Origin of the sequence: Paenibacillus sp. AD87 (assembly GCF_001659845.1) — a bacterium.
Taxonomy (GTDB): Bacteria; Bacillota; Bacilli; order Paenibacillales; family Paenibacillaceae; genus Paenibacillus; species Paenibacillus marchantiae.
In genome coordinates this window covers 94,755-108,259 of the sequence record NZ_LXQN01000016.1, presented here as the reverse complement: position 1 = coordinate 108,259, position 13,505 = coordinate 94,755, and the positions used below count along the sequence as shown (strand labels likewise).

Here is a 13,505-nt window from a genome sequence, read left to right as displayed (position 1 = left end):
ATGATGAACGGAATGCTCTATTAAATTTTCGACCCCTACCCGGTCACTCCTTTTTCTCCGATCATTTCTTATCCGGTTTCTTGAGACTAATCTGCTGAGACCAGCTTCACAGTTTGAATTTCATATGGCTTGAACGTCAGCTCAAACTTCCCTTCATGACAAGCTAGTGGTCTAATATCATCCTCCAACAGATTGACTACAGACGTCTGTATACGCGCGTCAGCCCATTGAATCTCAACCGTTTCTCTTCCACCAGATGACTCATAGAAACGAAGTACCGTTCCCGTACCGTCTTCGGAAGCCTTAATCGTATCCAGAATGACATGTTCACTATGGAAATGAACCCAGCTGTGCTCTGCTGGCAATGTGCCAGAGTGTCGTTCACTTGCAACAACCCGAACCGGGTGGTTCAGTTCCATCGCACGTCGTACCACACCCGCTTCCCGCCAATCTCCCTGATGCGGTAGCAGGGAATACGTGAATTCATGCTCACCCTGGTCAGCATGTTCATCCGGCCATTTAGGAGCACGGAGCAGGGAAAGACGGATCGTCTGATCCTTGATGTCATATCCATATTTACAATCGTTCAGCAGGCTTACACCACTGTTGCCCTCGGAGATATCCGCCCAGCGGTGACCACACACTTCAAACTGGGCTTGCTCCCAACTGGTGTTGTTATGAGTAGGGCGCTCCAGCGCACCAAACGGAATTTCATAGGCTGCTTTCGCTGATACCAAATTAACGGGAAAAGCCACTTTAAGCAGCTTATGGCTCTCCGCCCAGTTCACCTTTGTCTTGAAATCAACACGTCGTTGATAACGATATAGAATGATATCCTGGTGAATCTCCGACTCGTTTAACTTCCAGTGAAACCGAAGGATATCCTGCGTTACTCCACGCTGTACTACTTCTCTGGAGATCAGCTCTGCCACTCCTGCTCGCTGCGATTCAAACCGCGGATCAATATCCCAAGCATCCCAATACGTTGGCCTGTCATGGAAAAACTGTAACTCATTCGCTTTATCGCCCGGCTTCAGCCACTCCCGTTGCATGGATTTGTCATACCATCTGGTGATCTCTCCTACATCGTTAAATTCAAGCGTGTAAAAGTCCGTTTCCCAGACAGAATGAAAGGATTCATCCTGCTTCAATGTAGGAAGATTGGCATCCGGTTCATGGCGTAGCCATAACGTGGCATACCCAAAGGCCGGAATAGACGGGACATAGACGGACAAGGTCAGCACGTCTCCATTTGCCTCAAGGTCACTCGGCAGACGATTACCCTGATGGTCGAACGCTGCTAGACCGCTCAGTTTCTCGTCGCCTGTAATCGTAACGACTTCTCCCCGTTCCCAGCCTAGGCTATTAAATACAACATAGGGCAGACCGTCGAAGCCATCTGTCGCAATGCGGTCCTCAATACGGCCAAGAGTACCATCCATTGCCGATGTCCCCAGAGCGAATACTTTCGTATACTCTTCCATAGATGTTACGTATACTTCGGGAATGGACGTGCCCGGGATAATATCATGGAATTGATTCAGCATAATCAGCTTCCAGCCTTCATCCAGATCACTTTTCGCCTGTGCTGCTTCAACTCCGGCAAACTGCCCCCAGATTTCCGCTTCCCGATACAACACCTCCGCTTTGCGATTGCTCCGTTTGTTGCGCGCATGAGTTGTATAGGTTCCACGATGCAGTTCCAGATATAAGTCGCCATGCCATTTTGGCAGCTTAGGATTGTTGTTCGAAATTTCTTCGAAAAACGCGCCAGCTGTACTGAAATTGCTGATGGGCTGCCCAACCATGAAATGGGATCGCTCTGCGAACGCAACCATTTCGTTCGTTACCCCGCCTCCACCATCGCCATTCCCATACAGCAGCATTTGCTCGGGGTGTACATCCTTCTGCTTGTAGGATTGCCAGTGCTCATCGACATCCTTGGGCCGGGTATGTTCATTCACTCCATGATTGAGATACGCAAGCACCGAGGTGCCGTCAATGCCCACCCAGTGGAACAGATCATACGGGAAAACGTTGGTATCATTCCAATTGAGCTTGGTGGTCATAAAATAAGGAATGTCAGCCAGCTTGAGCAGTTGTGGCAGCGAAGCAGAGTAGCCAAACGTGTCAGGAAGCCACTCGATGTTTGAACGCTTGCCGAACTCCTCCTGATAAAAGTTCTGCCCGTATAAGATCTGCCGCACCAGCGACTCGCCACTCGGAATGTTCAGATCAGGCTCTACCCACATGCCACCAACTAGTTCCCAGCGGCCTTCGGCAATTCGGGCTTTGATTCGTTCGTACAGCTCTGGATAGTGCTCTTTCACGAATGCATACAGCTGTGGTTGACTCTGCGAATACACGAACTCCGGATACTCATCCATCAAAGTACACATCGTGGAGAAGGTGCGGCTGGACTTGCGCACGGTCTCACGCACAGGCCACAGCCAAGCAATATCGATATGGGACTGCCCAACCAGATGCATGAATCCGTCCCGGTACTCTTCCGGGTCTTCCTCCTGCACCGACTGTGCGAGCCATTCTTCCAAATGCTGCACCCACGCCGCTTCACTCCAGCGCTCCGGCTCATTGTACATCTTATCCATCACCTGATGAACATCCCGAATAAGACGGGTGCGTTTTAAGTCTTTCTCCGGCAATGCTCTGAGTGATTCTGCAAGTACCGTAATGCTATACATTAGACTCTGTAAAGGCGAATTAACACGAACCAAAGCGGCTCGGATGCCCTGAATTGGCGGCTGGATGACCGCCTGTCGATTCAAGGGGTCATGTGGTTCCGGTATGGGATCATATAGCTCAATCTCCAGCAAAGGCGTAGTTCCCACACGGATCTTCGGTAACGGTACATACCCATGATTGCGGTCCAGTCCGTGATAAGGCATGCCATTTACCTTCAGCAGACCTTCACCCCCGGCCTGGAAGATCAATCCGACCACATCTTCCTCCCAATTAGCCGGAATCTCTACGGTTTTGCTCAGAAAATAAGTCGTTCCATGGTTGCTATGGAGCGGATTCAAGCTTTGAACAGCCGCATTCTCCTGTTCATACTCATATTCCCCTGGCCGGATATACTTGGCCTTCTGCATCTGCCACTCTGGAAGCTCAAGGGTATCCTTCCATTGCTGCTGAGCCAGATCCTGAATGAATCTCTGAATTCGAATCATACCTCCACCCCCACCTTCTGGATGTGTAAACTACAAGCAGTCCAGTCTCTGGAGCTGCTACCAACCATCAGGCTGAATTCACCAGGCTCCACAACAGGCTGAAGACGGGAGTCGATCAGCTCCAGATGTTCTTTTTGCACAGGGAACGTCACCGTCTGGGTCTGTCCCGGCTCCAGATGAATTTTACGGAATCCCTTCAGTGAAATTTCGGCTCGGGTGACCGAAGCCGATGCATCCGTAATATACAGCTGCACCACCTCATTTCCCGGAACCACTCCCGTATTTGTGACCTCTACCTGCACCTCTGCTTCATCGTCTGGTCCGATCACTTCCGGCACAACTCTTACATTCTCGTACTTAAATTCCGTATAACTCAGCCCAAAGCCGAACGGATATTGTGGTACCAGATCGATCTCCAGATATCGCTTACCCCGAGTGCGTTTGGCATTGTAGCTGACCGGAAGCTGACCTACATGCTTGGGAATGGAGACGGTAAGACGACCAGATGGATTCACATCACCGAACAGAATATCTGCAATAGCGTTGCCTCCCTCCTGCCCCGGATACCACGCTTCCACAATGGCATGGGCATGCTCATCAATCCATGATTCAGCAATCGGCCGGCCGTTAATATATACGACAATAACCGGTTTCCCCAGCTTATGTACTTCCTGCACCAGTTCCAATTGAACACCCATCAGGTTCAGAGACGAGCGGTCTATCCCCTCGCCGCACTCCATATCGTTCCATGGATCATCCGTAACAACGGATGCCCCCGTCCGCAGATCAATGGTCCCTTCGCCAAAATCCCGGCTACTTGACCCTCCCATCACCATAATGATGGTATCTGCTTCTTCAGCACAGGCGAGCGCTTGCGCAAAGCCCTCTCTGGAATCCCCTTTGATCCGGCAGCCGGGTGCGTACAGCACCTTTCCGGTGTCAGCACCAAGCTTGCGCGTAATCCCATCCAGCACCGTAACGATCTGTCCTCTCGGCTGCGGCGAGGTGTAGTCGCCAAGCTGGTTGTAGACGTGGTTCGCATTCGGTCCAATGACCGCCAGTTTTGTACCTGTTTTACCGAGCGGAAGGGTGTTGTCTTCATTTTTGAGTAAAATGATTCCCTCTTGCGCGACTTTTCTCGCCAGCTGAATATGTTCTTCACATCCGATGACCTGCTCTGCAAAGTCAGGATCAACGAAAGGTTGTTCGAATAAGCCCAGTCTGAACTTCATCTCCAGCACCCGCCTTACCGCTGTATCCAGATCCTGCTCTTCAATTAATCCTTGCGACAGGGCCTGCCCGAGATGCTTACGGTACATGTACCCGGACATTTCCATATCCACCCCTGCCTTAAGCGACTGAGCGACGGCCTGCTCCCCGTTCTCCGCGGTGTTGTGTCCATTAACGAGCATCTGAATTGCACCAAAGTCAGTAATGACAAATCCGTCAAAACCCCATTGCTCGCGCAGGAGATCATTCAGCAGATACGAACTCGACGTACAAGGCACACCATCAATCTCGTTATACGCCGTCATGACAGAACATGCTCCGGCTTCCACTGCTTTCTTGAACGGCAGCAGATCCACCTCGTGCAGCTCTCGCAGTCCCATATGCACCGGAGCAGCATTGCGCCCACCCTCCGAGCTGCCATAGGCTGCAAAATGTTTGAGTGTCGCCACAATCGTCCGATTAGAATCGAGCCGGTCACCCTGTAAACCTTTTATCGCTTCAACCGCCAGTTCACCGATCAGGTATGGATCTTCGGCAAAACATTCCTCCGTCCGTCCCCATCTCGGGTCCCGTACTACATCAAGCACAGGCGAATATGTTGCCGCTCCTCCCTGGCTCCGAGTCTCCACAGCAATCGCTTCACACATCTTGCGGTACAATTCCGTGTTCCAAGCACTTCCTACTGCTAACGGCACCGGGAATACGGTTGCCCCAATGGCCATATGCCCGTGAGAACACTCTTCCCCGAACAATATGGGAATTCCAAGCCGGGAGTTCTCCATGGCATACCGCTGAATTTCATTGGTGGCAACAGCTCCCTGCCTAGGCGTCAGGCCAGTCTCCAGCGTCACTTCCGTCCAGGGATCAGCACGAAGTGCTCCATACAACGACCCAATCCCGCCCTCTGCGATGTCCTTTTTAAACTCATCTGTAACCTGAACCGTACTATCTGCTTCCTTAACATAAGTCTTCCACCCCATCGGCTGGATCAGCTGCCCTATCTTCTCCTCCGTGGTCATCCGCCCGAGCAGATCTTGGGTCCGCTCCTGAACGGGAAGTGAAGCATCTTTATAGTCCATATGCACATTCTCCTTATGAGTTCGGCTTAGTCTGGTGCATGGGCTCACATGGCTTTTCGGTAGTCGCTAGGCGCTACACCCACCACATTCTTGAACGCCCGATTGAAGGAATTGTAATTCGTATACCCAACTTCCTCACTGATCTCCTGAATGGCCTTATCCGTCTCCAGCATGAGCTGCTTCGCCTTCTCAATACGGTGACTAATCAGAAGATCCACGAACTTCTCACCAATTTCGTCCTTAAACAGCTTGCTTAAATATTTCGGATTGATATCAAATAGATCACTTAGATAATTCAGCGACAGCTCGGGGTTGTTGTAGTTCTGTTCAATATACTTGCGAATTTCAAGAATATGAGATCTATGTTTTCTGGAGCGTTGAAGCGTCTGCATCTCATCAGCCAGCTCACGGAAGCCTTCCCAGCACAGCGCGCGTAAATCATCCAACGTCTCCCAACCTTCCAACCTGGGAAGAAGTGGTGTAAATACAGATGCCACTCGCTCCTGATACTCTCGTGGAAGTTCTGCGAACTCCCGGTTATAGTGCTGGAACAGCAATTGGACCGTATTCATAATCTCCTGGCGCGAGAGCACGGATTCATGGATCTGTTCGAACAAGCGGTCAAAATGCTTCTCCCACACATCTTCCGAGAGTCGCATCGCCTGCACCAGCAAAGAGATCGTCTTCAGGAATTCATACACATCATTCGTTGAGTTCGGTACCTCCCCGCATGGAATGATCCGATTCATGCCGAGCACAGCCTTATATTCCAAGGCATGCACCGCCTCCTTCAGCGAAGCTCTCAGACCACGGACATCCACTGCCACTCTTCCAATACCAATGGTTACGGTGAAGTTCAAATACTGCCCAACCCTGTCCAGATAACCGGAGAGCAGTCTCTGCTCGGTCTCCTCACCTTTCTCCATTTCGGGAATCCAGAGTATGGCATACAGACGCAGATCCGATATCCACTCAGCCCACACTTCGGTGCCCTCGTGCCTTGCACTCTCCTGCAGAATGCTGGATAACACGAATTTCAGGAGGGATTGATCCTGATTGTGGTACTCCTCCATGAACCGGGAATACTGATCGATCTCCACCACCATTACAGCCCATCGATCCTCTAACTGCGGGAGCTTGAACCTGCTCATCTCCGCTGTAAGTTCACTACTGGTAAAGTCCCGCGTACCCTCCAGCAGCTCCTGAAAGAAGTATTTCTTCTGCAAAATCAGGTTCTCTTCATGCTCCTCCTGATATTGCTTGGTTTGATCAATCATTCGCTCCAGCGTAGTCTGGATAAAACGGAACTCGTTATCCTTCGTATAACCCGCCCCTGGCTGTTTCTGCGAAGCCACCGTTTCAATTAACGTGACAATCTGCTGAATGGGCTTGTAATTTCTCCGTGTCACATAGATCACCCACACCACACCAATCAGGACAACGGCAACGGCAAAAACGAACCAGATATTATAAAATTTCAGAGCGAATTTGACGATCTTGCCATTGTTCAGTCCCGTCTGTACCTTCCAGCCGCTGTAGCTGGATGTAAATTCGGAGAACACTTCACCTGAAGCTGTTTTGGGAGAAACTGCTGTAATGCCATCCTGCATTCCTCCGTCCCACAGATTGCCGCCCGAGCGATTGAAGATATTCACGAAGGTGAATTCAGGGTCATACATCTGCATAATGGATTTCTGCAAGGTCGGCAGATCGACGTTAACAACCACGAGACCTGTGCCGTTTCCAACACCACGAATGAGTGTAATGACCTGTTTTCCTTCCTCTGTCGGGAATGCCTTAAAGGATCTCGCCCCCACCCACTTTTGCGTTGCCGCAGCACGACTGTCTTTAATAAACGGTGCATCCGGAAATTCCTCAATCGGCACTGCCTTGCCGTTGCTGAATACCGTATCGTCGTTGTATCTCACCAGGTATATGGAATCAATCAGCGGATACTCTATTTTTAATTCATCAATAACCTGGACTGCTTGAATTCCGGCATACACATCCTCGCTTCCGGTTACCGAATAATAATTTTTCAGGTTGGGATTGGTCAAAATATCACGCAGCACCTTGAAGTCAATGGAACGTAGTGAATTGTCCAAATATTGTGTTACCTGTGACGCCAGAAATTCATTGGCCTTGAGTGCTTCTCTCCGGTTCTGTTCATTAAATACCTGAAAGAAGATAATAAACAGGATTGTGGTCACGATAAAAAAAACAGGCAAATACGATAGCAGCAAACGTCTAAACCAACTGTTGTTCATCTCCGAGGCCCCCCACCACTGTTTATACGCATGAGCATTTTGCATAAGCTGGAATGACAACCGTGCCAATCTGGTCGCTAATTTTCCATAAATATTCAGTAAATTATATCGGATGAAGTGGGGTTGTCAAAAGGAGAAGACCGTCCCGATTCCTGTGTTGGCATCGGGACAGCCTCATTCATGAATCCATTAATCTTTATTGATTCTTCTCAATCGCACGCTGGTAAATCTCAAGGTAATTGCTGAGTCCCAGACCATCAAAACCTTTCACGTACGCGTCCCATTCCTTATCGATGCTCTTGCTGCCGATAATGAATTGAGCCATATTGGTCATCACGTAATCCTTGACGGCTGTCGTGAGCTGTGCAGCGGTTTCTGTATCTTCAGGACGGATAAATACGTTCGCAGGGTAGACTTCTTTTGGTGCATAAGGTTCATATACATTGGTTGCTTGCGCCAGACGTGTACCGTAACCCTCCGCTTCCAGTGGGTTCTGACCTTCTGCAAACAGATTACGGAACGTATTGGACAAGTCATGTGCTCCGATCTGTGACCAACTCTCGTTGACTACTACATTTGGGTCACGCTCAGGCAGGTTGTAGTAGCTGTATTTGGCAGGCTCACCATTAATGTTTTTCTCATCGGCATCCGCCTTCTTCCAGCCCTTGCCTTCTGTCGGTCCGTACTCTGCATACAGGGCACCTTCTTCACTGAACATGTAATCTACAATTTTGATCGCTGCGATCTGTTGTGCTTCGGTCGCTTTATTGGTGATGGCGAACTCAAACTCACCTACGCTTTGCGTAGCACCTGTCGTCTGCACACCATCCGGCCCTTTCAGCGGAGACACGATGTCCCAGTGCTGGTGGCGGGTGATATCTTTGTCATACGTGTTCACGAGGTAGCTGACCAGCGCTGTCGTTATAGAGCCGACCACCTCATCCCCTTCCTTGTTACCCAACTGCCCGATTGCCTGATCGTTCTGTGTAAAGGAAGCCGGATCAATCAGGCCTTCTGCATACAGCTTATGCATGTACTCCAGCCCTTTTTTCCACTCTTCCTTATTCGCTGCAAAATCAACCTTTCCATCATTCACAATCAAATATTTATCGTTGTCATTATAGATAAAGCTGTTCATCAAATAGGCATCAATGTTGCCGTTCCATACGTACTTGTTGGGTGCACCTGTGAGTGGAATCTCATCGGCTTTGCCGTTGCCATTCGGGTCTTGTTCCTTGAATGCCTTCAGAACCGTGTAAAGTTCATCGGTCGTGGTAGGCATTTGGAGACCCAAATTGTCCAGCCACTCGGTGTTAATCCAGTATTTCTGAGCGTACGTACAGTGGTAACATTCATTGAAAATCGGCAGAGCGTAGATGTTGCCATCCGGCGCAGTTACCGCTTCTTTGAAGTACGGCTTCTCCTCCATCATCTTGGACAGATTCGGACCGTACTGCTTGATCAGATCCTGCAGCGGGAGGAACACGCCCTGTTTTCCGTACGTTTGAAGGTCTGAGGTCGTGAACTTGCCATGGAGGAACACTTCGGGATAATCCCCACTCGCCAGCAGCAACTGTCTGCGGTCTTGCAGAGCGTCCGTCGGGGCCAGATCCCATTTCAGGGTAACATCGAACTTGTCTTCGATAAATTTGGTGAACTCATTTTCTTCCATGGACGCTTTACCTTGTGGGGCAAAGAAGGTCATCGTTACCGGGCCACCGCTCTCCCCGCTACCGTCGCTCCCTGTACCCGCATCCTCGGATGAACCACATGCGGACAACAAAGCCATCGAAGCAAAGACCAGAAACAACATCGAAATCCAAGATTTTTTCAATCTGACTCCTCCTTTTTGTTGAAAACGGCATAACATTCTGATTACGTACTCGTGTTAAACCTTATCCCGGAAGCCGGAGTGTTCCCACCTCCTTTCAAATGGCTTATGGGCGCAGGTTACAAAGATCATCCTTTGAGCGAGCCAACCATAACCCCTTTAACAAAATGCTTCTGCACAAACGGGTACATGATGAGAATAGGAATGCTGGCGACTACGATGAGTGCGTATTTCAGTACCTGCTCGAACCCCTGATCTCTCAGCTGCTGGCTCGTATTGGCCAACATTGCCGGGTCTGCGGCGTTTAGAATTAGCAGATTGCGCAGCACATATTGGAGTGGGAACAGCTTCTCGGAACGAAGATAGATCAGAGCATCAAAGTATGCATTCCAGTGACCCACCGCATACATCAGGGTCATGACCGCCAGAATCGGCTTCGATAAGGGAAGAACCACGCTGATCAAATACCGGATGTCCCGACATCCGTCCATTTCCGCCGCCTCCCCCAGCTCTTCCGGGATGGAAGATTGGAAGAAGGTTCTCGCTACGATCACCTGAAACACGGCGAGCGCCCCTGGCAGCCACATCGCCCAGCGTGTATCCAGCAGATGAAGGTCTTTCATCAAGAGATAGGTTGGAATCAGACCGCCATCAAAGAACATCGTGATCATCATGAAAATAATGATGGCACCCCGTCCGTAAAACGACTTGCGCGATAGCGGATACGCGAGCATGACCGTTAGCGCCACATTGATAAATGTGCCTACAACGGTATAGATGATCGTGTTGTAGAAACCGAGCATGAGCTGCTGGCTTTTGAAAATAGAAATGTAGGCTTTGATGTTAAAGTCTACCGGGAACAGCCACACCTGACCGGATGTAACGGCACGCGAGGAGCTGAACGAAGAACTGATGATATACAAGAGCGGGTAAAACACCGTTAGAAGTATGGCGAACAGAAAGATATAGTTGAATGTCATGAAGATACGGTCACCGAGCGGGTCCTTGATCCGGTTACGATTCATCAGGTTAAACATGGATGAGCTCCTCCTTTACCACAAGCTGTTCTGGGATACTTTGCGGGAAATGCCGTTGACGATAACCAGCAGGATCAGGTTGATAACGGAGTTGAACAATCCTACCGCCGAGGAGAAGCTGAAGTTGGCCCCGATCAGACCGACCTTGTACACATACGTGGAGATGACTTCCGAAGCACTCGTGTTGAGCGGATTCTGCATTAGATATATTTTTTCAAAGCCCACGCCCATAATGCTGCCCAGACTTAGAATCAGCATGATGACGGTAACCGGCACGAGCGTTGGAAGATCGATATGCCAAATTTTTCGAAGCCTTGAAGCGCCGTCCATCTTCGCTGCCTCATAGAGAGATGGATCAACCCCAGCGAGAGCCGCGATATAAATGATTGATGAATAGCCCATGCCCTGCCATACACCCGACCACACATAGATGGATTTGAAGTATTCGGGAATACCCATAAAGTTGGTCATCGGGAAACCCAGGAAGGTAAATAGCTTGTCTACAACACCCACATGCGGTGACAGCATCAGAATGATAATGGATACCATGACGACTGTGGAGATAAAATGCGGAGCGTACGTGACCATCTGGACGGTCTTTTTAAAGTAACCTGTTCGGATTTCATTCAGCGCGAGCGCCAGCAGGATCGGAATGGGAAATCCGGCGAGTAACGAGTAGAAACTGATACCAATCGTATTTTTGATCAGCAGCCAGAAGTTCGGGGATTCAAAAAAGGCTTCAAAGTGTTTCAGTCCAACCCATGGGCTGCCCCAGATTCCTTTGACGACACTGAAGTCTTTGAAGGCAATCTGTACACCGACCATTGGAATGTACTTGAAGATCAATAGATACAATACGGGAGGAAGCACCAGTAGATAGAGCTCCCAATGCTTTTTGAGGCTTCTGATAAATGGATGCTGTCGCTTGGGTTCTGCGTAATTCCTTCCTTGCTGGAGCTCCACCGGTGCAGGTATGCTTTCCGTAGCTCGACTCATTCGCGTCACTCCTTCTACACCTTAAGTGTAATAATACATTACATTTACATCCCTTAAACATCCTTTTCTTTGACTCATTTTTCTGTATTAGCGTCATCCGTGTGAGTAATAATGTCAGGTAACGCTTTCTTAAATCGATACTACCTTGAGCGGTGTTCTTTTATCAATTTGCAATTTTCCCCCACCTCTCCTTATTCCCAAAACCCTTGCCGGACAAGGGAAAATCGTCCTTTAGCACAGGTATTTCGCAAAAATCACCAACCAAAAAAATCCCGAAGGACTGTAAAAGTCCCCCGGGATTTGAATTGTAGATTTATTGGTTTGTGAACAATCTGAACGTCAGCGTGATAGGTGCTACTTCCGTAACTGCCGCTTGCGGCAACTCTACAGCAAGTCCATCTTCCGTCCGTTGGAATGACAGCACATCATCTGTGCCGACGAGTTCAATTCGCTCCACCTTTTCCACACATGGAATGATTACCTGTGATTGTACTGCCTCGTTCTCGTTTCTATACAAACGGAAGGCATACGATACGTTGAGATCTTCCTTACGTGTAAAGGCCCAATCTCCTGTGAAGTATGGTCCGCAAATTCGCGTGCCATAGATGCCTTCCCCATGAGTACCGATCCATTCTCCGAGGGCTTTAATACTTAGGACTGCCCCTTTTGGAAGACGCCCGTCCGGTTGTGGTCCCACATTCAGCGCCAAATTACCGCCCTTGGATACTACTTCAAGCAGAATATGCGCCAGCTGTCTTGCTGACTTATACTGATCATCATATCCAAACGCAAAGGAATTGCCCACCGTGATACAGCTCTCCCAAGGAATATTCATTGGATGCTCCGGGATGGTCTGCTCTGGAGTTACGATATTCTCATACGGTCCACCTACCGTGCGATCTGCTGCGAGGAGCCACGGTTGAGTTGTCTGACGTGCCCGCTCCACCACTTCGCCCAATCGAATATCCTGACCGTGACGGCCTTCACGTACCCAGCCTGCATCCAGCCACAGACATTCGATTCGTCCATAGTTGGTCAGCAGTTCCATAATTTGCTCATGCGTGAACTCCACGAATTTCTCCCACAGCCATGGATACGCTTTCGGATCATAGGATGGTCCACGCCACATATGGCTTCCCCGCTCCATGCCAGGTGTCCAGTAATATGGCGTATGCCAGTCCGCTTTGGAGAAGTAAGCCGAGATGCCGAGCCCCTTGGCACGAAAAGCGTCAAAAAGCGCCCGGCAAATGTCCGCATACTTATGGGTGTGAAAAGGAGTATCTTTGCCCGTGATGCGATAATCGGTGGTATGTGTGTCCCACATGCAGAAACCATCATGATGTTTGGTGGTGAACAGGAAATATTTGAACCCGTTATCAGCGGCCATCTGTGCCCACTCTTCAGGCTGAAAGCGAATGGGATTGAAGGTTTTGTTGAGATCAAAGTATTCTTGCTTGAAATGCTCCATGTCCTCAGTCCAGTCGATATCATTGCGCGACCAATCGCCATCCTCGTCACTTAGCGCCCAGGACTCCACAAGGCCAAGCTGAGAATAGGGACCCCAATGCATCATCAGCCCCAGCTTCTGATCCTTGAACCACTCCAGACGTTCATTCAGCAACGGATCTTCAGGCTTCACCCATTCCTCTTCTTTGCTAAAGTTATGCACGCCTGCTTCGACAACCTGCTCTTCCTGTTCCAGCACCGTATCTTTGGTTTCGCTCATCCCGTTCATCTCCTTTGGATCAAATGTCACACGTTGAAAAGGTAGCTTTACACAGGTCACTGCGCGGTCAAAACAATCTTCCGATCGCTGTTATCCCCGGATTTTTTTGATTCCCTTTCCTAAGGGGAAAATCCGGGGATAAAGGCGAGCG

At 49.6% G+C, this 13,505-nt stretch carries 7 protein-coding genes; all 7 read right to left on the bottom strand.

Annotated features, from left to right (window positions below; translation table 11 throughout):
• Positions 1 to 86 precede the first annotated feature (86 nt).
• Positions 87 to 3,188 (bottom strand): alpha-mannosidase, encoded by a 3,102-nt coding sequence (locus tag gpAD87_RS23525; protein WP_064641261.1) that lies wholly within the window; start codon positions 3,186 to 3,188, stop codon positions 87 to 89.
• The gene (locus gpAD87_RS23520; RefSeq protein WP_064641259.1) at positions 3,185 to 5,497 is read right to left on the bottom strand and encodes a glycoside hydrolase family 3 N-terminal domain-containing protein; all 2,313 of its coding nucleotides are present in this window, start codon (positions 5,495 to 5,497) and stop codon (positions 3,185 to 3,187) included. The genes gpAD87_RS23525 and gpAD87_RS23520 overlap by 4 nt, the downstream gene beginning before the upstream one ends.
• A gap of 44 nt (positions 5,498 to 5,541) precedes the next feature.
• The gene (locus tag gpAD87_RS23515) at positions 5,542 to 7,764 is read right to left on the bottom strand and encodes a helix-turn-helix domain-containing protein (protein WP_064641257.1); all 2,223 of its coding nucleotides are present in this window, start codon (positions 7,762 to 7,764) and stop codon (positions 5,542 to 5,544) included.
• A gap of 196 nt (positions 7,765 to 7,960) precedes the next feature.
• Positions 7,961 to 9,598, bottom strand: a complete 1,638-nt coding sequence (locus tag gpAD87_RS23510; protein WP_082935321.1) for an extracellular solute-binding protein — start codon at positions 9,596 to 9,598, stop codon at positions 7,961 to 7,963.
• 125 nt (positions 9,599 to 9,723) lie between these two features.
• Complete coding sequence (locus gpAD87_RS23505; protein ID WP_231952803.1) at positions 9,724 to 10,632, bottom strand: carbohydrate ABC transporter permease; 909 nt, start codon at positions 10,630 to 10,632, stop codon at positions 9,724 to 9,726.
• Between the two features lie 15 nt (positions 10,633 to 10,647).
• Positions 10,648 to 11,628 (bottom strand): ABC transporter permease, encoded by a 981-nt coding sequence (locus gpAD87_RS23500; RefSeq protein ID WP_024629462.1) that lies wholly within the window; start codon positions 11,626 to 11,628, stop codon positions 10,648 to 10,650.
• A 313-nt stretch (positions 11,629 to 11,941) separates the two neighbouring features.
• Positions 11,942 to 13,354, bottom strand: a complete 1,413-nt coding sequence (locus gpAD87_RS23495) for an alpha-L-fucosidase (RefSeq protein ID WP_064641253.1) — start codon at positions 13,352 to 13,354, stop codon at positions 11,942 to 11,944.
• Between the last annotated feature and the right edge of the window lie 151 nt (positions 13,355 to 13,505).

Bases quoted from the DNA above. Each gene is read 5' to 3' on its own strand.
- gpAD87_RS23520 (WP_064641259.1), bottom strand. From the start codon at position 5,497: ATGGACTATAAAGATGCTTCACTTCCCGTTCAGGAGCGGACCCAAGAT.
- gpAD87_RS23525 (WP_064641261.1), bottom strand. From the start codon at position 3,188: ATGATTCGAATTCAGAGATTCATTCAGGATCTGGCTCAGCAGCAATGG.
- gpAD87_RS23515 (WP_064641257.1), bottom strand. From the start codon at position 7,764: ATGAACAACAGTTGGTTTAGACGTTTGCTGCTATCGTATTTGCCTGTT.
- gpAD87_RS23500 (WP_024629462.1), bottom strand. From the start codon at position 11,628: ATGAGTCGAGCTACGGAAAGCATACCTGCACCGGTGGAGCTCCAGCAA.
- gpAD87_RS23505 (WP_231952803.1), bottom strand. From the start codon at position 10,632: ATGTTTAACCTGATGAATCGTAACCGGATCAAGGACCCGCTCGGTGAC.
- gpAD87_RS23495 (WP_064641253.1), bottom strand. From the start codon at position 13,354: ATGAGCGAAACCAAAGATACGGTGCTGGAACAGGAAGAGCAGGTTGTC.